The organism is Microbacterium ureisolvens, from assembly GCF_015278315.1.
Classification (GTDB): domain Bacteria; phylum Actinomycetota; class Actinomycetes; order Actinomycetales; family Microbacteriaceae; genus Microbacterium; species Microbacterium ureisolvens.
The window spans coordinates 14,388-37,016 of sequence record NZ_JADIJE010000016.1; the positions used below are offsets into that span (position 1 = coordinate 14,388).

The window sequence follows — 22,629 nt, forward strand, 5'->3', positions numbered from 1 at the left end:
TCCGGCAGAGTGACCGGGCGAACCTACTCGCGCAGCGTCGCGCCGAAGCGCTCGGCCGCGACGGCCACGCCCGCGAGCTTGGCCTCGGTCGCCTCGGCGGCCGTGAGCGTGCGGTCGGGCGCCCGGAAGCGCAGCGCGAACGTGAGGCTCTTCTCCCCTGCGGGAACGCCGTGGCCGCGGTAGTCGTCGACGAGCCGCAGGGACTCGAGGAGCGGCCCGGTTCCCTCGATGAGCGCGGCACGCACGTCGGCGGCGGGCACATCGGCCCCGAGGACCAGCGACACGTCCTGCGTCGCGGTCGGGAAGCCCGACAGCGAGGCCGCGACGACCTTCTCGCCCGCGAGCGAGAGCACGAGATCGAGATCCAGCTCGGCGACGATCACACGACCGGGAAGATCGGATGCCTCGGCCACCGCGGGCAGCAGCTCGCCGACGTAGCCGACCTCGGTGCCGGCGACCGAGAGCACACCGGTGCGTCCCGGGTGCAGCGCCGCGCGCTCGCCCTGCGCCACGTCGATGACGACGCCGGCAGCGGCGGCGACCGTGCGGATCGCGTCGAGGGCGTCGGACAGCTCCGCGGTCACCGCGGCGGTGCCGGGCTGCTTCGCGACGAGGCTGCCGGTGAGCAGCACCGCGAGGTGGCGCCGCTGCGGCGGGATCGAGGCGTCGAGCTCGGCGAGGGTGGCGGCATCCGGGCGCACCGCCAGCGGCGGCACGTGCGGGGTGCCGTACTGCACACCGGGCTCGGGGAGGAACACGACCCCGCTCTCGAAGAGCGACAGATCGGTGAAGCCGCGTGAGACGTTGCGGTGCGCGACCTGCAGGAGGCCTGGCACGAGCGAGCGCCGCAGGAACGGCGACTGGCCGTCGAGCGCGTTCGCGAGCTTCACGCTCGGGAGGTGCTCGCCGGACGCCGAGCCGTGGAGGTCGTTCTGCTCCTCGGTGGTGAAGCCGAACGACGGCGTCTCGACGTAGCCGGCGGCCGCGAGCGCGTTCGCCACGCGACGGCGCCCCTGCTGGAGCGGAGTGAGGCCGCGGCCCGACGGCGGCAGTGGAAGCACCGAGGGGATGCGGTCGTAGCCCTCGATGCGGGCGACCTCCTCGGCGAGCGTCCACTTGTCGGTGAGGTCGGGACGCCACGACGGCGGGATGACCTGCCAGCCGGCCGCGTCGTCCTCTGCCTCGACGACCTCGCAGCCGATGAGCCGCAGCGCGGCCTCGATCTGCCCCGGCGTGTAGTCCACGCCGATCAGGTGCTGGACGAACGTCGGCGGCAGTTCGATCCCGGGGATGAACACCTCGGCGAAGAGTGCCGCACCGTACTCGTCGTCGCTCGTGCCGCCGGCATACTCGACCATGAGGTCGGCGACGCGGCGCGCGGCGACGAACGGCACGAGCGGGTCGACGCCGCGCTCGAAGCGACGGGATGCCTCGCTCGGGAGCTTGTGCCGGCGCGCCGTGCGCGCGATCGACACCGTGTCGAAGGTGGCGGCCTCGATGAGCACGTTGCGGGTCGCGTCGCCCATCTCGGTGGTGCCGCCGCCCATGACGCCGGCCAGGCCGATGGGGCCGGACTCGTCCGTGATGAGGAGATCCTCTGCGTCGAGCGTGCGGACCTTGCCGTCGAGCGTCTCGAGCTTCTCCCCCGCCGTCGCCCGGCGGACGGTGATGCCGCCCTGCAGCTTGTCGAGGTCGTAGCCGTGGATCGGCTGGCCGAGTTCGAGCATCACGTAGTTCGTGATGTCGATCAGGATGCCGAGGGAGCGGATGCCGGCCAGCGACAGGCGCGCGATCATCCAGGCGGGCGTGGGCTTGGTCGGGTCGACATCGCGGACGACGCGCGCGACGAACTCGGTGACGCCGGCGCGCCCGCGGATCGGCGCGACGTCATCGGCGCTCACCGAGAAGCCGGAGCCCGGGGCGAGCTCTTCCCACGGACGATCCGCCGGGTCGCGGAAGGTCGCGCCGGTCGAGTGCGAGTACTCGCGCGCGACACCGCGGATCGACAGCGCGTAGCCGCGGTCGGGGGTGACGTTGATCTCGACGGCCACGTCGTCGAGGCCGAGGAGCTCGATCGCGTCGGTGCCGACCGGAGCGTCGATGCCGAGCTCGACCAGACGCAGGATGCCGCTGTGCTCCTCGCCCAGGCCCAGCTCGCGGGCGGACGCGATCATGCCGTCCGACACGTGGCCGTAGGTCTTGCGCGCGGCGATGGGGAACGGCCCGGGCAGCACCGAGCCGGGAAGGCTCACCACGACCTTGTCGCCGGCGAAGAAGTTGCGGGCGCCGCAGACGATGCCGTGGACGGCGTCGCCGCCGTCGGCCGCCGTCTCGCCCTCGGGCGCGACGCGTACCTGGCACCAGCGGATCGTCTTGCCGTTGGACTGCGGCTCCTCGACGAACTCGAGCACCTCGCCGACCACGATCGGCCCCTGGAGGTCGAAGCGGTGCACGTCCTCCTCTTCGAAGCCGACGCGCACGAGCGCCGCGAGGACGTCCTCGGGCGAGGCATCCGCCGGGACGTCGACGTACTCACGAAGCCATGAGAGCGGGACGCGCATCAGACCACCATTCCGAACTGCTCGCTGAAGCGGACATCGCCCTCGGCCATGTCGCGCATGTCCTGGACGTCGCTGCGGAACATGAGCGTCCGCTCGATCCCCATCCCGAACGCGAAGCCCGAGTACTCCTCAGGGTCGATCCCCGCCGCACGCAGCACGTTGGGATTGATCATCCCGCAGCCGCCCCACTCGATCCATCGCGCGCCGCCCTTGAACGTCGGGTGCCACAGGTCCAGCTCCGCGGAGGGTTCGGTGAAGGGGAAGAAGTTGGCGCGGAACCGCGTCTTGGCCTCGGCGCCGAACAGCACCTTGGCGGCGTGGTCGAGCGTGCCCTTGAGGTGCGCCATAGTGATGCCCTTGTCGACGACGATGCCCTCGAACTGCGTGAAGACCGGCAGGTGCGTGGCGTCGTACTCGTCGGTGCGGTACACCCGGCCCGGGCACAGCACGTAGAGCGGCAGGTCGCGCTCGAGCATGGAGCGCACCTGGACCGGACTGGTGTGTGTGCGCATCACGAGGTGGCGCTCCACCGGGTCGACGAAGAACGTGTCCTGCATCTGACGCGCGGGGTGGTCGACGTCGAAGTTGAGCGCGTCGAAGTTGAACCACTCGTGCTCGAGCTCGGGGCCTTCGGCGATCTCCCATCCCATGCCGACGAAGATGTCGGCGACCTGCTCCTGCAGGAGGGAGATCGGATGCCGCGCCCCCACGCGTGCGCGGGCCGCCAGGGCGGTGACGTCCACGCGCTCGGCCTCGAGGCGGGCCGCGGTCTCGGCCTCGGCGAGCTCCTGCTCACGCGCCGCGAAGGCCTGGTTGACGCGTCCGCGAGCCTGGCCGACGAGCTTGCCGAACTCGGCCTTCTTCTCGTTGGGCACATCGCGCAGGCGTGCGTTGAGCTTCGCCAGCGGCGAGCCCTCGGCGGAGTGCGCGGAACGTGCGGCCTTGAGCGCCGCGGTGTCGGCCGCGCCGGCGACGGCCTCGAGGGCGGCGTCGACGGCGGCGTTCACCGCCTCGGGCGTGATCTCGGTGGTTTCGGGAGCGTCGGACACGAGAGACGAGTCTACCGACGGGCGGCGACGCCTCCGGTCCGGTTGACGGGCTCACCCGCCGTGCGCGTTCTCGTCAGTGCGACGTTCCGTCGTACTGGCCGAGTCCGCGATTGGCCGCCGAGCGCTCCGCCACGTCTGCGCGCGCCTCGGCTTCGAGGAGCGCCGCCGGATTCATCGGGTCGACGCCCTTGCCGCGTCGCCGCCCGCCGCTGGCGGTGCGCCGGGCGAGCCAGCGAGCGAACCACGACAACGCGAGGTTGATGACGAGGTAGATCACGAGCGTCACCACGAACAGCGAGAACAGATAGCGGTTGCCGTAGAAGCTGCCGAGGTTGTTGATGTTGTTCCGGATGATCTCGTTGTAGCCGACGATGTATCCGAGTGACGTGTCCTTGAGGAGCACCACGAGCTGGGCGACGATGATCGGCAGCATCTGCCGGAACGCCTGAGGGAATTCCACCAGCATCTTCGACTGGAACTCGCGCATGCCCACGCTGAGCGCAGCCTCGCGCTGGCCACGGGGAAGTGCAGCAAGGCCGGCGCGGAGGATCTCGCCGATCAGCGTGCCGTTGTAGAGCACCAGCGCGATCACGACCGCCCAGAAGGCGCCCGTCGACGCCACGAGCAGGATGAACAGCATCATCAACAGGACGGGCATGCCGCGGAAGAACTCGATCACCCAGGCCGTCGGGATCCGCACCCACGGGATGAGCGAGCTGCGCAGCAGCGACAGCAGGATGCCGAGCGCGATCGCCCCGACCGCGGCGACGGCGGCCGCCTGCAGCGTGGCCACGACACCGCGGCCGATCGACGCCCACACGGTGGGGTCGGCGAAGATGTCCCACCGGCTCGGGTCGAACATGCCGGGCAGCGTGATGCCGCCCGATTCCCGAGGCGCCGCGAGGGTCATCACGATCCACGCCGCGCCCGCGAGGATCACAAGGACCGAGACCACCGAGAAGATCAGCGACAGCCGGCGCGCCCGCGGTCCGGGGGCGTCGAAGAGGACACTCGACCCACTCATCGCTTCACCACCCAGCGCTTCTCGAGCTGCCCGGCAGCGAAGCCGAGCGGCACCGTGACGACGAGGTAGAGCACAGCTGCCGTCAGGAGGATCTGGATCACGATGTTCCCGTTGTCATTCGCCAGCTGCCTGGTCGTCGCGAACAGTTCGACCACGAAGAAACCGCCCGCCACCGAGGTGTTCTTCGTGAGTGCGATGAAGACGTTGATGAGCGGCGGAATCGTCATGCGGAACGCCTGTGGGAGGACGACGAGCGAAACCGTCTGCCCGAATCCGAGACCGATGCTTCGCGCGGCCTCCGCCTGCCCGACGGGCACGCCGTTGATCCCCGATCGCAGCGCCTCTGCTACGAAGGGCGAGGTGTAATACGTGAGGGCGATGAAGGCCAGGATGATGTACGGCATCCGCAGGCCCAGCATGGGCAGCACGAAGGCCGTGAAGATGAAGACGAGCGTCAGCGGCGTGTTTCGCGCGATCTCGGTCCAGAACGCGGCGAAGACGCGGAGAGCCCCGACGGGCGAGATGCGCATCGCCGCGATGAGCGTGCCCAGCACGAGGGCGCACACGCCCGACACCGCAAGGAGGATGAGCGTGACGCGGAAGCCTTCGAGGAAGGTCGGCATCAGCGACCAGAGCTGCTCCATACGCCTCTTTTCAGGAACGGGGTGGCGGAGGCGGATGCCCCGGGCCGGCGTGCGCCGCCGGCCCGAGGCATCCGTCGTCTATCAGTAGCGGTCGGGGGTCGGCGGCTCGACGAACGGCAGCACCGTTCCGGCGGTCGCGTTCCACGCCTCTTCGTAACGACCGTCCTCATACGACTTCTCGAGCACGTCGTTGATCCACATGCGGAAGTCGGTGTCCTCGAGGGCGAGGCCGATTCCGTAGGGCTCCTCGGTGAACGGCTCGCCGACGACCTTGAACTCGCCCTCGTTCTGAGCCGCGAGGCCGGCGAGGATCACGTTGTCGGTCGACACCGCGACGACCTGGCCGTTGCGAAGCGGCTCGAGGCAGTTCGAGTAGGTGTCGGTGAGCACCGGCTCGGCCCCGATCTCGGCCAGCTTGGCGGCCGGGGTCGAACCCGTCACCGAGCAGACCGGCTGGCCGACGAGGTCGTCTTCGCTCTCGATGTCGTCGTTGTCGGCGAGGACGAGGATCGACTGGCCGGCCATGTAGTACGGACCTGCGAAGGAGACGACCTCCTTGCGCTTGTCGTTGATCGTGTAGGTGGCGATGACGATGTCGACCTCGCCGTTCTGGATGAACGGCTCGCGGTTGGCCGACACGGCCTCCTTCCACTCGATGTCCTCCTCGGCGATGCCGAGCTCGGACGCGATGATCTTGCCGATCTCGACGTCGAAGCCCTCCGGGACGCCCGAGGGGCCCATCAGCCCGAACAGCGGCTGGTCGAACTTGGTGCCGATGGTGATGGTGCCGGCCTCGGCGAGGTCGGCCATCGTGGTGCCTGCCTCGAAGGTGGGCTCGGCCACGGGCGTCGTCGTGGTCTCGCCACCCGGCGTGTCGCCGGAGGCGCACGCCGACAGCGCGAGCGCACCGGCGGCGGCCAGCGCGATCAGCGGAAGTCGCATTCGCTTCATGTCTTCGTCCTTTGCTGTGCGGGGACCGCTCGTGACGGTCCTCTGGGATCCCGGCCGTTGGGAACGGCGGGAGTTTCTCAGTGCTCGAGGATCTTGGAGAGGAAGTCCTTCGCGCGGTCGCTCTGCGGGTTCGTGAAGAACTGGTCGGGCGTGGCCTCCTCGACGATCGCGCCGTCGGCCATGAACAGCACGCGGTCGGCCGCCTTGCGGGCGAAGCCCATCTCGTGGGTCACGACGATCATCGTCATGCCCTCCTGCGCGAGGCCGACCATGACGTCGAGCACCTCGTTGATCATCTCGGGGTCGAGCGCGCTCGTCGGCTCGTCCATCAGGATGAGCTTTGGGTTCATCGCCAGCGACCTGGCGATGGCCACGCGCTGCTGCTGACCGCCCGACAGCTGGTTGGGCATCTTCTTGGCCTGATTGGCCACGCCGACGCGGTCCAGCAGCTGCATCGCCTTGTCGTCGGCGTCTTTCTTCTTCATTCCACGCACGCGGATCGGGCCGAGCGTGACGTTCTCGAGCACCGTCTTGTGGGCGAACAGGTTGAAGGACTGGAAGACCATGCCGACGTCCGCGCGCAGTTTGGCCAGCGCCTTGCCCTCTTCGGGGAGGGGGTCGCCGTCGATCGTGATCCGTCCCGAGTCGATCGTCTCGAGGCGGTTGATCGCTCGGCACAGCGTCGACTTCCCCGACCCTGAGGGGCCGATCACGACCACGACCTCGCCGCGGTTGACCACGGTGTTGATGTCTCTCAGGACATGGAGGTCGCCGAAGTGCTTGTCGACGTGGTCGACGACCACGAGCGGCTCGCCCCGACGGACGTTGATGTTCGAAGTGCGCGGCGCCGCTGCCGGTGCATCAGGTGTCGCCATGATCATCACCCTAGGGGTGCGCGGCGACACACGGCCATAGGAACTCTGCGCCTTTACCGATCCGTAACAGCTCTGGAATAGAGGCGGGCGTCAACCGGCCGCGCGCTGCGCGAAAGCGGTCTCATAGAGGCAGACGCTCGCCGCCGTCGCCAGGTTGAGCGACTCCGCCGCGCCGAAGATGGGCAGCCGCAGCGACAGGTCCGCCAGGGCGAGCGCCTCCGGCTCGAGACCTCGCGCCTCATTGCCGAACAGCCAGGCCGTCGGCTCGGCGAGGAGGTCGCGCGACGCGAGGAAGTCTCCGCCGCCGACGTCGGCCGCGATCACGCGCACGCCGGCGGCGTGCGCCTTCTCGACCGCGGTGGCGAGATCGACCCCCACCGCGACGGGCAGGTGGAAGAGCGAGCCGGTCGTGGCGCGCACGACTTTCGGGTTGTACGGGTCGACGGTGCGGCCGGTGAGGATGACCGCGTCCGCGCCCGCCGCGTCGGCGGCGCGGATGATGGTGCCGAGGTTGCCGGGATCGCGGACCTCCTCGCAGATCGCCACGAGGCGGGGCGAGGCGGCGAACACGTCCCGGACGGACGTCGGCGACTGGCGTGCCACGGCGACGATGCCCTGGGGCGTGACGGTGTCGGCCATCGCGTCGAGCACCGCCTCGGTCGTGTAGACGACCTCGAGGCCGGCATCCTTCGCGGCCTCGCGCACGTCGGTGTGCTTCTCGAGGGCGGTGGGGGTGGCGAAGATCTCGACGAGCGTGTCGGGCCGGTACGCGAGCGCCTCGCGCGCGGCCTGCGGCCCCTCCAGCAGGAACAGCCCCGTCTCCTGACGGGCGCTCCGCTTGGTCAGCTTCGCGACGGCGCGGACACGCGGAGAGCGAGGGTTCTCGAGCACGGCATCAGTCTAGGGTCGCGGCATCCGCGTTTCGTCTCGCTCGTACCTCACTCGCTCGACGACTGCTCGCCTCCTCGGCGAGGAAAGGCGAACGGGCGCCCTCCGTGCGGAGGACGCCCTTTCGGGAGAACGGATGCCGGTGTCAGGCGCTCTTCGGAGCGTTGACGTTCTCGGGCAGCGCCTGCTTGGCGGTCTGGACGAGCGACGCGAACGTCTTGGGCTCGTTCACCGCGAGCTCGGCGAGCATGCGGCGGTCGACCTGCACACCCGCGAGGCCGAGGCCCTGGATGAAGCGGTTGTACGTGATGCCGTTCTGACGAGCGGCGGCGTTGATGCGCTGGATCCACAGGCGGCGGAAGTCGCCCTTGCGCTTGCGACGGTCGCGGTACGCGTAGACGAGCGAGTGGGTGACCTGCTCCTTCGCCTTGCGGTACAGGCGCGAACGCTGGCCACGGTAACCCGAGGCGCGCTCGAGGATGACGCGACGCTTCTTGTGGGCGTTGACGGCCCGCTTGACTCTAGCCATTTTCTATCTGTTCCTAACTTGCGTCGGCGCGCTCAGCGGCCGAGGAGCTTCTTCGCGACCTTGGCGTCGCCCGGGGCGAGCACCTGCTCCTGCGACAGGCGGCGGGTACGGCGGCTGGGCTTGCCCTCGAAGTTGTGGCGGAGGTTCGCCTGCTGCTTCATGAGCTTCCCGCTGCCGGTGACCTTGAAGCGCTTCTTGGCGCCCGAGTGGGTCTTCTGCTTCGGCATCTCTTCTTCCTTCGTTTCACTTCCCGCCCAGGCGGGAGTCGGTATCCCGCGGTGCGGGAGTCTGTGGGGGCCTTACTCGGCCGTGGCTTCCTCGGAATCGGCGGCCGGAGTCTCGGCCGCGGGGGCCTCGGCGCCCGTCTGCGGCGCTCCGCCGTTGCGGGCCGAGCGTGCGGCCTCCTTGTTCGCGGCGCGCTGAGCGTTCTGCTCGGTCTTGACCTCGGACTTGTTCTTGTGGGGAGCCACGACCATCACCATGTTGCGACCGTCGATCGTGGGGTTCGATTCGACCGTTCCGAACTCGGCGACGTCCTCCGCGAACTTGCGCAGCAGGCGCACACCCTGCTCGGGGCGCGACTGCTCGCGACCGCGGAACAGGATCATCGCCTTGACCTTGTCACCGGACTGGAGGAAGCCCTCGGCGCGCTTCAGCTTGGTGATGTAGTCGTGGGCCTCGATCTTCAGGCGGAACCGGACCTCCTTGAGGACGGTGTTCGCCTGATTGCGACGCGCTTCCTTGGCCTTCTGCGCAGCCTCGTACTTGAACTTGCCGTAGTCCATGATCTTGACCACGGGCGGCTTCGAGTTGGGGGCCACCTCGACGAGATCGAGGTCGGCCTCCTGAGCCAGGCGCAGCGCCACCTCGATGCGGACGACGCCGACCTGCTCTCCGTTCGGGCCGACGAGGCGGACCTCGGGCACCCGGATGCGGTCGTTGGTGCGGGGATCGCTGATGCGGAACTCCTTGGGTAAGAGGGTTGGACCACCGCGACACACGATCGTGTCGCGGGCGGAGGAAGATCCACTCCACCCGTCAGGACGCTTTCAGCGCCGACTTCTTGCACCCTCTCCGGTGACGGAGTTCCCGCTCGGTCGCCCTGGCGGCTACCCCGAACCGGTGACGGTCGGGGCGGAGTGCATGACCCGGTAGCCTGGAACGGCAAGCGCGGGTGGGATGTGATCCACTTTCCGATCCGGTACAGAATGCACCGGAGACCGCAGCAGTCTATCAGAGAGAACGGCGTGGACACGATTCGAGACCAGGACGACCAGTCGACGAGCGCGACGGCGGTGGACCCCGAGCGTCAGGCGCGGTGGGAGGAGCAGGAGCAGGCCGCGGCATCCGCTTCCCGCGACATCGCCGACGTGCCGGCCGTCGAGGTCATCACCACCACCGCCGTCCACCTGCTGAGCGCGGCCGCGGTCAAGGTGGGCCTGGCCGACGACCCTGCCACCCAGACCGACCTCGACGAGGCGCGCAAGCTCATCAACGCCCTCGCCGGGCTCATCACCGCCGGCGCGCCCGAGATCAGCGACATGCACGCCCGCTCGCTGCGCGACGGACTGCGGTCGGTCCAGCTCGCCTTCCGCGAGGCATCCGTCATCCCCGACCCGATCGGCAAGGGTCCCGGCGAGAAGTGGACCGGCCCGGTCACCTGATCGGCCGACCCTCGCACGCCCCGGCAGCGTTTCAGCCGCGGATGCCGACGGCTGTGGCGCCCCGCGCGACAGCGTCGACCGTGCGGCGGACGGCGTCCTCGTCCGTGCCGTGGTTGCTGACGGCGAAGCGCACCACCGTCCGGCCGCGCCAGGTCGATGACGACGCCCAGACGGTGCCCTCGGCGCGCAGCCACTCCCCCAGTTCCGCGGTCGCGGCGTCGTCCCGCGACGCCAGGCACACCTGCGTGAAGGCCACGTCGTTCAGCACCTCGAGCCCCGGGACCTCCTCGAACCCTGCGGCGAGCGCGGTCGCGGCATCCGCAAGTCCGTCGACCAGCCCCACGACGCCCTGCCTCCCGAGCGCCCGGAGCGCTGCCCAGACAGGCACCCCGCGCGCGCGTCGCGACAGCTCCGGCACCCGGTCGTAGGGGTCGGAGATGCTCGCCACCGCGGGCAGGTACGCGGCATGCGCTCCCAGCGCGGCGACCATGGACGGCTCGTCCCGGACGATGGCGACGCCGCAGTCGTACGGCACGTTCAGCGTCTTGTGCGCATCGGTGGCCCACGAGTCGGCCTCGGCGAGGCCGCGCGTGAGGTGCTGCAGCCGGGGGCTGGCCGCCGCCCAGAGCCCGAACGCGCCGTCGACGTGCACCCACGCGCCGGCGCGATGTGCGACGGTGACGGCCGCCGCGAAATCGTCGAACGCGCCCGAGTGGACGTCCCCGGCCTGCAGCGCGACGATCGCCGGGCCCCCGCCGCCTGCCAGCGCCCGCTCGAGTCCGCCGACGTCGATGCGACCCTGCCCGTCGGCGCCGACCGTGACGGGTGCCCCGAGGCCCGCGATGCGCCCCGCCAGCACCAGGGACGTGTGAACGGCGTCGCCGGCGAGGAAGCGGATGTCGGGAGCACGCTGGAGCCCCGCGGTCGGATCGGCCCCCGCCCGACGGAGCACCGCGTCCCTGGCCACGACGAGGCAGGCGAGGTTCGCCGCGGTGGCGCCGGTCACGAAGCCGACACCGCTCTCAGCGGGGAGCCCCAGAAGGTCCAGCAGCCAGGCGCCCGCGACCTCCTCGACGGCGGCGGTCGCCGGCGTCGGCTGGCGTGAGCCGGTGTTCTGGTCCCACGCCGACACCAGCCAGTCCGCGGCGAGCGCAGCGGGGTACGTCCCGCCGATGACGAAGCCGTAGAACCGGGGCGACCCCATAGCCATGAGCCCCGGTTCCGCGGCCGCCGCCAGCTCCTCGACGACGGCGTCCGGCGCGGAACCCGCCTCGGGCAGGACGCGGTCGAGCCGCGCCAGCACGCCGTCGACGTCCATCTCGGGCCGGACGGGCCGATCCGGGAGCGAGTCCAGCCACTCCAGCGCCCGGCGATGGGCCACGTCGAGCGCCCGCCGGTACTGCTCCTTCTTCGCGCCGTCGTCCATGCCGGCCCCCTTCGCCGTGCCGATCCTCCGCCGGGATGCCGGCTGCCGCAAGGGCCGCGATCCCGAAGAACCCCGCGAGAAGGCTGTCCGAAGGGCACGCCGCCCTACGGCCGCCCGCCCTGCCCCGCCGGGACGACCCGCGCGAGCGCTGTCCGCGCGGCCTGGAGGGTGCGTTCGACCTGTTCGGCGTCGGTCTGCCAGTTGCTGACGGAGAAGCGCAGCACCGAGCGGTCGTGCCAGCGCGACGAGGATGCGAACGCGATGCCCTCCGCGCGCAGCGCATCCGCCCACGCGTCGGTCGCGTCGTCGTCGGCGAGGGCGACGCACACCTGGGTGAACACGACGTCGTTGAGCACCTCGACCCCGGGGAGCTCCGCGAGCCCGGCCGCGAGGGCGGCCGCGGCATCCGTCAGCCGATCGACGAGAGCGGCGACCCCGTCGCGCCCCATCGCGCGCAGTGCGGCGTACGTCGGCACGCCGCGGGCGCGACGCGAGAGCTCGGGCACGCGATCGTGCGGATCGGCGTGGTCCTCGCTCGCCGTCCGGCTGAGGTAGGTCGCCGACATGCCCATCGCCGAGCGCAGCGCGGCGCCGTCTGCGACGATCGCGATCCCGCAGTCGTACGGCACGCTGAGCGTCTTGTGCGCGTCGGTCGCCCACGACTCGGCGCGCTCCGCGTGCGCCACGAGGGCGCGGGAGCGATCGGATGCCGCGGCCCACAGCCCGAATGCGCCGTCGACGTGCACCCACGCGCCGTGGACGTGCGCGGCGTCGATCGCCCGGCCGAAGTCGTCGAAGGCGCCCGAGTGGATGTTGCCGGCCTGCAGCACGACGATGGTCGGTCCGTGGTCGAACGTGAGCTCCACCTCGAGGGCCGCGACGTCGATGCGTCCCTCGTCGTCGGCGGGGACCACGATCGGCGTGCCCAGGCCGAGCATCCGCACGGCGTGGTCGACGGTGTCGTGCCGCTCGGCGCCGACGATCACCCGCACGCGCGGGCCACCCGCGAGACCCAGCACCGCGGTGTCCCAGCCGACCTCCCGCAGCACGGCGTCCCGAGCGGCGGCCAGGCACGTGAAGTTGGCCACCGTGGCTCCGGTGACGAAGCCGACATCCGACTCCGGCGGCAGGCCGAGCAGCTCGAGCACCCACTCGCCGGCGAGCTCCTCGGCGGCGATCACGCCCGGCGTCACGGCCCGCAGCGCGGTGTTCTGGTCCCACGCCGACACGAGCCAGTCCGCCGCGAGCGCCGCCGGCTGCGTGCCGCCGATCACCCAACCGAAGAACCGCGCGCTGGGCATGCCCATGAGGCCCGGCTCGACGGCGGCGGCGAGGTCGCGGACGACGGTCTCGGCATCGGCCCCCCGCGCCGCGAGCTTGCGGCCGAGCGCGCTCTTGACGTCCTCGATGCCCGTCCGCGGCGGAATGGGACGATGATCGAGCGCCGTCAGCCAAGCGGTCGCGGATTGCGCCGCGGCATCCAGGGCGCGCGTGTACGCGGTGGACTGGGGATGCTCCATTGCGACCTCCTGCGCCCGGCGGCTTCCGTCGGGAACGAGGAGGACTCTACGCCCGGGAGGATACGTCTGTCTCGGGTCAGGCGCGCACGAGCTTGACGGCCAGCGAGTCGACGAGCACCGCGATGCGGTCGTCGGCGGCCCAGCGCTTGGCCAGCCGCGCCAGCACCGCGTCGAGCTCGGCCTTCTCGAGGCCGTCCATGAGATGCAGCCGCACCACCAGCTCGGGCCCGCGCAGGCGCGCGTCGGGGTCGCCGGACTCGACCGCGAGGTCGATCACCGACAGCTCCCCGCCGATGCTCTCCTGCAGGCCGGCGAAGACCTCGGGCGAGAGGTGACTGGGCTCCCACGCCTGCCCCTGCCCGATCGCCCACACGGCGGGGCGTCGCAGGACGAACTCCGTGTCGGAGCCGGGGTCGACGACGATCAGATCGGTGTCGTCGGCGGCCGCCGACAGGGCGGTGCGCACGCCGTCTGCGGGGACCGGCCGGGCCGCGGCATCCCACCGCCCCATCGCCTCGACCGACGTGAACACCGGCAGCACCCGACGACCGTCGGGGGCGGCGACCGTCACGATCGAGAGCTCCTGGGTCTTGTCGACCTCGAGGCCGTGCGCTCCGATGCCGTGGTCGCCCTTCTCGGCAACGAGCGGGATCAGCAGGCGCGCGGTGCGGTACGCGTCGACGACCTCGCGCTGACCGCCCGAGCCGGCGCGGAACGCGTGCAGCGCCGCCAGCAGCGCCGGGTCGGCGGAGCCGTCGTCGGACGCGTGCGGGTTCGCCTGGAAGCTGCGTCCCTGCCAGGGGACGCCTGCCGAATCGCCGGTGCCGTGGGCGTGCTCGGCGCCGTGGCCGTGGCCCGCGCTTTGGCCGTGCCCTGCGCCGTGGCCGTGCTCGGCGCCGTGGGGGTCAGTGTCCGGCGACATCCAGCGCCTCGGCGAGCGTGAACGCACCGGCATAGAGCGCCTTGCCCACGATCGCGCCCTCCACGCCCAGCGGCACGAGGTCGCGCAGCGCCGCGATGTCGTCGAGGCTCGACACGCCGCCCGAGGCGACGATCGGCTTGGGGGTGCGGGTGGTCAGCTCGCGCAGGAGGTCGAGGTTCGGCCCCTTGAGGGTGCCGTCCTTGGTGACGTCGGTGACGACGTAGCGGCTGCAGCCGGCCGCCTCGAGACGGTCGAGGACCGTCCACAGGTCGCCGCCCTCGCGGGTCCAGCCGCGGGCGGCGAGCGTCGTGCCGCGGACGTCGAGGCCGACCGCGATCGCGTCGCCGTAGCGGCCGATCACATCGGCCGCCCACTCGGGGTTCTCGAGGGCCGCGGTCCCGAGGTTGATGCGCGACGCGCCGCTCTCGAGTGCCGCCTCCAGCGTGCGGTCGTCGCGGATACCGCCCGACAGCTCCACCTGCACGCCCTTGACCTGCTTGATGACCTTGCGGAGCACGCCGGCGTTGCTGCCGCGGCCGAACGCCGCGTCGAGGTCGACGAGGTGGATCCACTCGGCGCCCTGCCGCGCGAAATCGAGCGCCGCGTCGACGGGATCCCCGTAGCTCGTCTCCGTGCCGGCCTCGCCCTGCGTCAGGCGGACGGCCTTGCCGTCGGCGACGTCGACGGCGGGCAGAAGGACGAGCTTGGGTGTGGACGCGAAATCGTTCATGGCTCCTGGCTCAGGCATCGAAAGTCGTGGGGAGGGATGTCGAGAGCAGGGTCACCCGCAGACGGCACGGTCTCAGAGGGTAGCCCCGCGAAGCCCGTCGATCCAATTCGTCAGGAGACGGATGCCGGCATCGCCCGACTTCTCGGGGTGGAACTGCGTCGCCGCCAGGGGGCCGTTCTCGACCGCCGCGAGGAACGGCGTGCCGTACTCGCACCACGTCAGAACGGGCTCCGGGAACGGCGGCTGGACGTCGAGGAGCCACTTCTGGGCGCCGAACGAGTGGACGAAGTAGAAGCGCTCGTCTTCGATGCCTCGGAACAGGCGCGTGCCCTCGCCGGGCTGAACGGTGTTCCAGCCCATGTGGGGCAGCACCGGCGCGTCGAGCTCGGTCACCACACCCGGCCACTCCCCCAGGCCTTCGGTGTCGACGCCGCGCTCGACGCCGCGCTCGAAGAAGATCTGCATCCCGACGCACACGCCGAGCACGGGGCGTCCGCCGGCCAGCCGGCGCTCGATGAGCTCGTCGCCGCGGCTGGCGCGGAGCGCCTCGGCGACGGCGCGGAAGGCGCCGACACCCGGGACGAACAGTCCGTCGGCGTCCATCACGAGGCCGCGATCGGAGGTCAGCCGCGCGTCGGCACCGGCGGCGACCAGCGCCTTCACGGCCGAGTGCACATTCCCCGAGCCGTAGTCGAGGACGGCGACGACCGGCCGCTCCTGATCGGTGGCCGGGGTGGACGTCACAGCGCCCCCTTCGTGCTCGGAATGCCTTCGACCAGCGGGTCGAGGGCTTTGGCCTGCCGGAACGCGCGTGCGAACGCCTTGTACTCGGCCTCGGCGATGTGGTGCGGGTCGCGTCCCGAGAGCACGCGCACGTGCACCGTCAGCGCGCCGTTGAACGCGATCGCTTCGAACGTGTGACGCACGAGCGACCCGGTGAAGTGGCCGCCGATGAGGTGGTGCTCGTAGCCCTCGGGCTCCCCGGTGTGCACGAGGTACGGGCGGCCGCTGATGTCGACCACGGCCTGTGCGAGCGCCTCGTCGAGAGGCACCAGGGCGTCGCCGTAGCGGGAGATGCCCGCCTTGTCGCCGAGCGCCTGCCGGATCGCCTGACCGAGCACGATCGAGATGTCTTCGACCGTGTGGTGGGCATCGATGTCGGTGTCGCCCGATGCCCGCACAGTGAGATCGGTCAGTGAGTGCTTCGCGAACGCCGTCAGCAGGTGGTCGAAGAAGGGCACGGTCGTGTCGACGCGGCTTCGCCCGCTGCCGTCCAGATCGAGTTCCAGTTCGACGGTCGACTCGCTCGTCGCGCGTCTGATCGAGGCGGTCCTGGGTGCGGCGCTCATGCGGCCGATCCTACCGAGGCGAGGGCGTCGAGGAACGCGGTCGTCTCCTCCGCAGTGCCCGCCGTCACGCGGAGGTGGGCGGGGATGCCGACGTCGCGGATGAGCACGCCCTCGTCGTACAGCGCGTGCCAGGTGGCGGAAGGATCGGACACGCCGCCGAACAGGACGAAGTTCGTCCACGACTCGTGAGGCGTGTACCCGAGGGCTTCGACGGTGGCCGAGATGCGGTCGCGCTGTGTGACGATCTCGTCCACCATGCCGAGCATCGTCGGCGCGTGGCGGAGGGCGGCCGAGGCCGCCGCCTGCGTCAGCGCGCTCAGGTGGTACGGCAGACGCACGAGCCGCAGCGCGTCGATCAGCGCAGGGTCGGCGGCGAGATACCCGACGCGTGCCCCGGCGAACGCGAACGCCTTGCTCATCGTGCGAGACACCACGAGCCGCTCACGGCCGGGCAGGAGGGTCAGGGCGGAGCGGGCATCGCGCGGGGCGAACTCGAAGTACGCCTCATCGACGATCACGATGCCGTCGGTCGCCTCGTACGCGGCCTCGACGACGTCGAGCCCGAGGGGCGTGCCGGTGGGGTTGTTCGGCGCGCAGAGGAAGACGACGTCAGGGGACGCATCGGCGACCTGCGCCGCCGCATCGTCGGCATCGACCGTGTAGTCGGCGGCGCGGGTGCCGGAGATCCACTCCGCTCCGGTGCCGCGGGTCAGGAGCGGGTACATCGAGTAGGTCGGCGTGAAGCCGAACGCCGTGCGTCCGGGCCCGGCGAAGGCCTGCAGGATGTGCTGGAGGACCTCGTTCGAACCGTTCGCGGCCCAGATCTGGTCACGCTCCAGCCCGTGTCCGAGGTAGTCGGCAAAGCCTTCGCGGAGCGCTGTGAACTCGCGGTCGGGGTAGCGGTTGACGTCGCGCAGGGCCAACGCGATCGAGTCGAGGATGTCGTCGGCGACCTCTGCCGGAACGGGGTGCGTGTTCTCGTTGACGTTCAGGGCGACCGGAAGCGGCGCCTGGGGTGCGCCGTAGGGCTTCTGCCCTCGGAGATCGGCGCGGAGGGGAAGGTCTTCGAGACGTGCACTCACCCCTCCCATGGTAGAGCGGCAGCGAAGACGAGGCGGCCGCGTGACGGCTCTTCGGCCCCCGCAAGTGGGACGGTCAGTGGTCTGAGTCGTAGGCGGCCGGAATCGCGAGGTTCTGACCGGACTGGACCAGCACGCTGTCGAGCCCGTTGAGCCGGACGATGCCATCCACGACGTCGCGGGGATCGTGGCCGGGCGCCACCTCTTCGGCGATGCTCCAGAGCGTGTCACCGGGAGCGACGGTCACGGTGCTGAACGAGCCCGCTGCAGAGCCCGCATCGCGCGAGGCGAGTGCCGCGCCGCCGCCGAGCACCGCCGCGCTCAGCGCGATGATCGCCGGCAGGGCCGCAAGAACCGCGAGCACCCGGCGACCACGCACGGTCAGCCGCAGCCGCGTCGCGCGGCGCGCCACGGCGCGGGTCGCGCGCGCCGGCGAAGGGACGGACGTCGTGTAGCCGATCGCGGTCATGCTCTTCTCCTCCTGATGGGGAGAGATTCGCATTCTCCGCCCGGCCGGGGGCGGCGAATGCGAACCTCTCTTCCGAAGCTATCTTCGAGTCTGTACGATGTCAACACCGGATTACGAGGACGATCTCTCGAACGCGACACGCGGTCGGGATGTTCCCTTCGCGCGTGTGATCCGGATACGGTTTCGATACGAGAACCCCACCACGGGCCTCCGACATTCGAAGAAACAGCGCTCGCGGGCGGGCGCAGGACGGAGCCGGACATGAGCGACGCGGCCGGGCGCGAGAAGCCCCAGACTCGTCGGCGCAAGAGCCTGAGTGACAAGCAGATGGCCATCCTCGAGGTCATCCAGCGGTCCATCGCGCGTCACGGCTACCCGCCGAGCATGCGTGAGATCGGCGACGCGGTCGGCCTGAAGTCGCTCTCGAGCGTCACCCATCAGCTCAACCAGCTCGAGCTCAGCGGCTACCTGCGTCGCGACGCCGGCAAGACGCGGGCGATGGAAGTGCTCATCGACCTCCCCGGCACGGCGACCGAGAGCCCCGCCGATGCCGCCCCGTCCGTCGGCGACGCCGCACTGGTGCCCCTGGTCGGCCGCATCGCCGCCGGTGTGCCCATCACCGCCGAGCAGCAGGTCGAGGAGATCTTCCCCCTCCCCCGCCAGCTCGTGGGCAAGGGCGATCTGTTCATGCTGAAGGTCTCGGGCGACTCCATGATCGACGCAGCCATCTGCGACGGCGACTGGGTGGTGGTGCGGTCGCAGGCGACGGCCGACAACGGCGAGATCGTCGCCGCCATGCTCGACGGCGAGGCGACGGTCAAGACGTTCCGCCAGCGCGACGGCCACACCTGGCTGCTCCCCCGCAACTCGGCGTTCGAGCCGATCCTCGGCGACGAGGCCACCGTGCTGGGCAAGGTCGTGGCGGTGCTGCGGGCGGTGTGAGGCGGCGCGCCACGAGACGCGCACGCCGAATGGGTGGTGGGCACGGCTCGAGACGCGCTATAAGGGGGGAATGACCGATGCGATCGCCGCTGACGACGCCGCCGCGCTCCAGACGCGCCTCGACGCCCTCGAAGCCGAGAACGCCCGCCTGAGGGCCGGAAACGACGCCGCACCCGACAGAGCGATGACCGGTCCGGCCGGCAGCCGCTGGAGGGCGTTCTTCTCCGCCCTGTGCATCGTCATCGCGGGCATCCTGGTGCCGATCTCCATCGTCGCCGCGTGGGCCCGGCTCGAGCTCGTCGACGAGTCCGCCTTCGTACAGACGCTGGCTCCGCTCGCCGACGATCCCGCCGTGCAGCAGATGATCATCGACGAGACGGTCGAGGCCGTCCAGGCGCAGGTCGACTTCGAAGAACTCACCGCGAACGTCTTCGAGGGGATCGACCAGCTGGGCCTGCCGCCACGGGCCTCGCAGGCGCTGCAGCTGCTCCAGGCGCCCGCGGCGGAGGGCCTGCAGAACCTCCTCGCGCAGACCGTCACGCGTGTCGTCGAGTCGGATGCCTTCGCAGACACGTGGACGGCGACCACGCGCGCCGCGCACCGCGCGCTCACCACGGCCGCCACGTCCGACGGCGGCGGCATCGTGGTCATGAACGACCAGGGGCTCGGCATCCAACTCGGCGCCATCGTCGAGCGCGTCAAGCAGAACCTCGTCGACCGCGGAGTCGGGATCGCCCAGCTCATCCCGGCCGTCGACCGGGTCGTCATCATCGGGACCGGTGACACGCTCGTCAGCATCCGCACCGCCTACGCCATCGCGACGACGCTCGGATGGTGGCTGCCGATCATCACGATCGGGCTGTTCGTGCTCGGCATCCTCATCGCGCGGCGCCGCAGCACGGCCGTGCTCGGCACGGGTATCGCCTTCGCCATCGGCGGCGGCGTGCTGGCACTGGCGTTCGCCATCGGCTACCCCGTCGTCGGCCAGACGGCGGCTCAGCTGGGGGTGTCGGCGCCGGCGATCGACGTGGTCTACCAGAGCCTCATCGGGTCGATGCAGCAGACCGCCTCCATCGCGGTGCTCCTCGGCCTCGTGATCGCCGTGATCGGCTGGTTCGCCGGCCGCTGGGCGCCGGCCGCCCGGTCACGGCGGGCGGTCGCGAGCGTGAACTCCTCGCTGCGTCGGCAACTGGCAGGCCACGGCCTGCGCACGGGCCGCTTCGGGGCGTGGCTCTACCGCTATCGCGCACTGGTCCGCACGCTGATCATCGTCCTCGCAGTCATCTGGCTGTTCGCGCTCCGTCCGCTGTCGGCGGGCGACGTCTTCCTGGTGCTCATCGTCGCGCTGCTCGTGGCGTGGATCCTGGAGCTGCTCCAGGTGCGCCCCGACGAGGCGCCCGCCGTCATCGCCACCGAGGACGAGGTCGTCCCCGACGAGTCCGGCATCGCCGGCGACGCGGACACTCTGGTGATCGACGCCGACACCGTCGTCGTCGGCGCCCCCGACACGGTGGACACGGAGGTGATCGACGGGACGCCGGGTGCTGCGGCCGGCCCGGCCGCAGCACCCGGATCGACGAAACGCCCCTAGGCCGGCACCGCCGCCCGCGCCGTCTGGGCCGCAGCGACCAGGTTCCGCAGCGAGGCGACGGTCTCGTCGTAGCCGCGGGTCTTGAGCCCGCAGTCGGGATTCACCCACACGCGCCGCAGCGGAAGCTCGGCGACGGCGCGGTCGAGCAGCTCGGTGATCTCGTCGACGGACGGGATACGGGGCGAGTGGATGTCGTACACGCCCGGTCCGATGCCGGCCGCGAAGCCCGACGACGCGATGTCGCCGATCACCTCGCCGCGGCTGCGCGCCGCCTCGATGGAGGTGACGTCGGCGTCCAGCGCCGCGATCGCGTCGATCACCGCGTCGAACTCGGAGTAGCACAGGTGCGTGTGCACCTGCGTGGACGCCGCCGCGCCCGCCGTCGCGAGCCGGAAGGATCCGACCGACCACTCCAGGTAGGGCGGCTGGTCTGCACGCTTGAGCGGAAGCAGCTCGCGCAGAGCCGGCTCATCGACCTGGATCACGCGGATGCCGGCCTCTTCGAGGTCGGCGATCTCGTCGCGCAGCGCCAGGGCGACCTGGTTCGCCGTCTCGCCGAGCGGCTGGTCGTCGCGCACGAACGACCACGCCAGGATCGTCACGGGGCCGGTGAGCATGCCCTTCATCGGCTTGTCGGTGAGCGACTGCGCGAACGTCGACCACGCCACGGTGATCGGCGCCGGGCGCGACACATCGCCCCACAGGATCGACGGCCGCGTGGCGCGTGAGCCGTAGGACTGCACCCAGCCGTTCTCGGTGACCGCGAAGCCGTCGAGGTGCTCGGCGAAGTACTGCACCATGTCGTTGCGCTCCGCCTCGCCGTGGACGAGCACATCGAGGCCGATGTCCTCCTGCAGCGTCACCACGCGTGCGATCTCGTCGCGTAGGAACCGCTCGTACTCGGCGCCGGCGAGCTCACCGCGCCCGTGACTCGCCCGCGCGCGGCGGATGTCGCCGGTCTGCGGGAACGACCCGATCGTGGTCGTGGGCAGCAGCGGAAGGTCGAGTTCGGCCTCCTGGGCCGCGACCCGCGCGTCGTAGTCGCCGCGCTCGAAGTCGCGCGACTCGAGCCGCGACGCACGCCCGCGTACCGCCCCGTCGCGCACGCCCGGTGCGCTCCGGCGGTCGGCGAGAGCGGCGGATGCCTCGCCCAGCGCCTCCGCGATCGCCGGGCGACCGCGCACGAGCCCGGTGGCGAGCGTGACCACCTGGCCGACCTTCTGGTCGGCGAACGCGAGCCACGACGCCAGGCGCGGGTCGAGGGCGGTCTCGTCGGCCACGTCGTGCGGCACGTGCTGAAGCGAGGTGGAGGTGCCCACCGCGATGTCGGCCGCGCCGAGCGCGGCGAGCTGCGACAGCGTCTCCCACTCTCCCTCGAGATCGCCGCGCCAGATGTTGCGGCCGTCCACGACGCCGCCGACGAGGGTCTTGCCCGAGAGCCCGCCGACCACGCCGGGGACACCGCCGCGCGTCAGGTCGACGGCGATGGCCTCGATGGGCGCGGCGCCCAGCGCGCTCCACGCCTGCTCCGAGAGCTGCGCGTATCCGGCGGCCACGAGGATCGCGGGCCGCTCCGCCGCAGCGCCCAGCACGGCGTAGGCGCGGGCCGCGGCATCCGCCAGTCGCTCCGGCACCGCCGGGAGGCTCTCGCTGACCAGCGCGGGCTCGTCCAGCTGCACCCACTCGGCGCCGGCCGCCCGTAGACCCGCCAGCAGCTCGGCGTACACCGGCAGCAGGTCGTCGAGGCGCTCGAGCGGGTCGAAGGCCTCTTCGCGACCGTCGGCACTGTGCGCGGCATCCGTCGCCTTCGCCAGCGCGAGAAGCGTGACCGGCCCGACCACGACCGGGCGCACGGTGAAGCCGTCGGCCTTCGCCTCGGCGACCTGGCGCGCGAAGCGGTCGCTGGAGAGCGCGAAGACCGTCTCGGGCCCGATCTCGGGAACCAGGTAGTGGTAGTTGGTGTCGAACCACTTCGTCATCTCGAGGGGCGCGTCCTCGCCCGCCCCTCGCGCGGCGGTGAAGTATGCCTCGAGGCCGATCCGGCCATCGGCGTCGCGCAGCCCGGCGAACCGCTCGGGCAGTGCGCCTACGGTGACGGCGGCGTCGTGCACCTGGTCGTAGAACGAGAACGACTCGGGAATCGACGAGTCGTCTCGCCCGAGACCGAGCGCCGCCAGGCGCTCACGGGTCGCGCGTCGCAGCTCCGCTGCGGACTGCTCGAGCGCGTCGGCGTCGATCGCGCCAGACCAGTGCGCCTCGACGGCGCGCTTCAGCTCGCGGCGGCGGCCGATACGGGGGTAGCCGAGGATCGTGCCCTTCGGGAACGGATGGCGAGGGTCGGTCATGTGCGTCTCTCTTTCGTATTTCGGTGGTCGGACGGGAGGGTTTCCGGGGTCGCCGAAGAGACCGTCGAAGC

The 22,629-nt window shown here is 71.0% G+C and carries 22 protein-coding genes; 3 read left to right on the forward strand and 19 right to left on the reverse strand.

Annotated elements, in window-relative coordinates; genetic code table 11:
- Nucleotides 1-23: 23 nt before the first annotated feature.
- From pheT to infC, 10 genes are all read right to left on the reverse strand, one after another.
- On the reverse strand, nucleotides 24-2,561 hold the full coding sequence (pheT, locus tag IM767_RS18685) for a phenylalanine--tRNA ligase subunit beta (RefSeq protein WP_109211828.1): 2,538 nt from the start codon (nucleotides 2,559-2,561) through the stop codon (nucleotides 24-26).
- A complete protein-coding gene (pheS, locus tag IM767_RS18690) occupies nucleotides 2,561-3,610 on the reverse strand; it encodes a phenylalanine--tRNA ligase subunit alpha (protein WP_109211829.1) in 1,050 nt (349 codons plus the stop codon). Before pheS ends, pheT begins: the two co-directional genes overlap by 1 nt.
- A 73-nt stretch (nucleotides 3,611-3,683) precedes the next feature.
- The gene (locus IM767_RS18695; RefSeq protein WP_109211830.1) at nucleotides 3,684-4,634 is read right to left on the reverse strand and encodes an amino acid ABC transporter permease; all 951 of its coding nucleotides are present in this window, start codon (nucleotides 4,632-4,634) and stop codon (nucleotides 3,684-3,686) included.
- A complete protein-coding gene (locus tag IM767_RS18700) occupies nucleotides 4,631-5,278 on the reverse strand; it encodes an amino acid ABC transporter permease (protein WP_109211831.1) in 648 nt (215 codons plus the stop codon). The genes IM767_RS18695 and IM767_RS18700 overlap by 4 nt, the downstream gene beginning before the upstream one ends.
- Before the next feature lie 81 nt (nucleotides 5,279-5,359).
- Nucleotides 5,360-6,229 (reverse strand): glutamate ABC transporter substrate-binding protein, encoded by an 870-nt coding sequence (locus IM767_RS18705; RefSeq protein ID WP_109211832.1) that lies wholly within the window; start codon nucleotides 6,227-6,229, stop codon nucleotides 5,360-5,362.
- 77 nt (nucleotides 6,230-6,306) lie between these two features.
- The gene (locus tag IM767_RS18710; protein WP_109211876.1) at nucleotides 6,307-7,104 is read right to left on the reverse strand and encodes an amino acid ABC transporter ATP-binding protein; all 798 of its coding nucleotides are present in this window, start codon (nucleotides 7,102-7,104) and stop codon (nucleotides 6,307-6,309) included.
- Nucleotides 7,105-7,194: 90 nt separating this feature from the next.
- A complete protein-coding gene (locus IM767_RS18715) occupies nucleotides 7,195-7,995 on the reverse strand; it encodes a TrmH family RNA methyltransferase (RefSeq protein ID WP_109211833.1) in 801 nt (266 codons plus the stop codon).
- Between the two features lie 142 nt (nucleotides 7,996-8,137).
- Entirely contained in the window at nucleotides 8,138-8,521 is a 384-nt protein-coding gene (rplT, locus tag IM767_RS18720; protein WP_109211834.1) for a 50S ribosomal protein L20, read from the reverse strand.
- A gap of 32 nt (nucleotides 8,522-8,553) precedes the next feature.
- Nucleotides 8,554-8,748 carry a 50S ribosomal protein L35 gene (gene rpmI / locus IM767_RS18725; RefSeq protein WP_045297246.1) on the reverse strand — a complete coding sequence of 65 codons (195 nt, stop codon included), beginning with the start codon at nucleotides 8,746-8,748 and terminating at the stop codon, nucleotides 8,554-8,556.
- Nucleotides 8,749-8,820: 72 nt separating this feature from the next.
- On the reverse strand, nucleotides 8,821-9,447 hold the full coding sequence (gene infC / locus IM767_RS18730; protein WP_239453463.1) for a translation initiation factor IF-3: 627 nt from the start codon (nucleotides 9,445-9,447) through the stop codon (nucleotides 8,821-8,823).
- A gap of 321 nt (nucleotides 9,448-9,768) precedes the next feature.
- Between infC and IM767_RS18735 the strand changes: the two genes are divergently transcribed.
- Nucleotides 9,769-10,185 carry a DUF1844 domain-containing protein gene (locus tag IM767_RS18735; protein ID WP_194398943.1) on the forward strand — a complete coding sequence of 139 codons (417 nt, stop codon included), beginning with the start codon at nucleotides 9,769-9,771 and terminating at the stop codon, nucleotides 10,183-10,185.
- A 31-nt stretch (nucleotides 10,186-10,216) separates the two neighbouring features.
- Here IM767_RS18735 and IM767_RS18740 read toward each other — a convergent pair whose 3' ends face one another.
- The 8 genes from IM767_RS18740 to IM767_RS18775 all read right to left on the reverse strand — a co-directional run bounded on the left by IM767_RS18740 (nucleotide 10,217) and on the right by IM767_RS18775 (nucleotide 17,680).
- The gene (locus IM767_RS18740; protein WP_109211835.1) at nucleotides 10,217-11,611 is read right to left on the reverse strand and encodes a pyridoxal phosphate-dependent decarboxylase family protein; all 1,395 of its coding nucleotides are present in this window, start codon (nucleotides 11,609-11,611) and stop codon (nucleotides 10,217-10,219) included.
- A 104-nt stretch (nucleotides 11,612-11,715) separates the two neighbouring features.
- Nucleotides 11,716-13,131 carry a pyridoxal phosphate-dependent decarboxylase family protein gene (locus IM767_RS18745; protein ID WP_109211836.1) on the reverse strand — a complete coding sequence of 472 codons (1,416 nt, stop codon included), beginning with the start codon at nucleotides 13,129-13,131 and terminating at the stop codon, nucleotides 11,716-11,718.
- A 76-nt stretch (nucleotides 13,132-13,207) separates the two neighbouring features.
- Complete coding sequence (locus IM767_RS18750; protein WP_109211837.1) at nucleotides 13,208-14,053, reverse strand: SseB family protein; 846 nt, start codon at nucleotides 14,051-14,053, stop codon at nucleotides 13,208-13,210.
- The gene (priA, locus tag IM767_RS18755; protein ID WP_109211838.1) at nucleotides 14,037-14,783 is read right to left on the reverse strand and encodes a bifunctional 1-(5-phosphoribosyl)-5-((5-phosphoribosylamino)methylideneamino)imidazole-4-carboxamide isomerase/phosphoribosylanthranilate isomerase PriA; all 747 of its coding nucleotides are present in this window, start codon (nucleotides 14,781-14,783) and stop codon (nucleotides 14,037-14,039) included. Before priA ends, IM767_RS18750 begins: the two co-directional genes overlap by 17 nt.
- A 72-nt stretch (nucleotides 14,784-14,855) precedes the next feature.
- Nucleotides 14,856-15,527, reverse strand: coding sequence for an imidazole glycerol phosphate synthase subunit HisH (gene hisH, locus IM767_RS18760; RefSeq protein WP_109211839.1), 672 nt, complete (start codon nucleotides 15,525-15,527; stop codon nucleotides 14,856-14,858).
- Complete coding sequence (gene hisB / locus IM767_RS18765; protein WP_109211840.1) at nucleotides 15,524-16,132, reverse strand: imidazoleglycerol-phosphate dehydratase HisB; 609 nt, start codon at nucleotides 16,130-16,132, stop codon at nucleotides 15,524-15,526. Before hisB ends, hisH begins: the two co-directional genes overlap by 4 nt.
- On the reverse strand, nucleotides 16,129-17,223 hold the full coding sequence (locus tag IM767_RS18770; RefSeq protein WP_194398944.1) for a histidinol-phosphate transaminase: 1,095 nt from the start codon (nucleotides 17,221-17,223) through the stop codon (nucleotides 16,129-16,131). Before IM767_RS18770 ends, hisB begins: the two co-directional genes overlap by 4 nt.
- A gap of 64 nt (nucleotides 17,224-17,287) precedes the next feature.
- Entirely contained in the window at nucleotides 17,288-17,680 is a 393-nt protein-coding gene (locus IM767_RS18775; protein ID WP_109211841.1) for a LysM peptidoglycan-binding domain-containing protein, read from the reverse strand.
- A gap of 261 nt (nucleotides 17,681-17,941) precedes the next feature.
- Between IM767_RS18775 and lexA the strand changes: the two genes are divergently transcribed.
- Nucleotides 17,942-18,622 carry a transcriptional repressor LexA gene (gene lexA, locus IM767_RS18780; protein WP_109211842.1) on the forward strand — a complete coding sequence of 227 codons (681 nt, stop codon included), beginning with the start codon at nucleotides 17,942-17,944 and terminating at the stop codon, nucleotides 18,620-18,622.
- Nucleotides 18,623-18,692: 70 nt separating this feature from the next.
- A complete protein-coding gene (locus IM767_RS18785; protein ID WP_109211843.1) occupies nucleotides 18,693-20,213 on the forward strand; it encodes a hypothetical protein in 1,521 nt (506 codons plus the stop codon).
- On the opposite strand, the gene metE is transcribed toward IM767_RS18785, so the two are convergent.
- Nucleotides 20,210-22,558: a 5-methyltetrahydropteroyltriglutamate--homocysteine S-methyltransferase gene (gene metE, locus IM767_RS18790; protein WP_109211844.1), complete on the reverse strand. Its 2,349-nt coding sequence runs from the start codon at nucleotides 22,556-22,558 to the stop codon at nucleotides 20,210-20,212. The genes IM767_RS18785 and metE overlap by 4 nt on opposite strands.
- Nucleotides 22,559-22,629 lie beyond the last annotated feature (71 nt).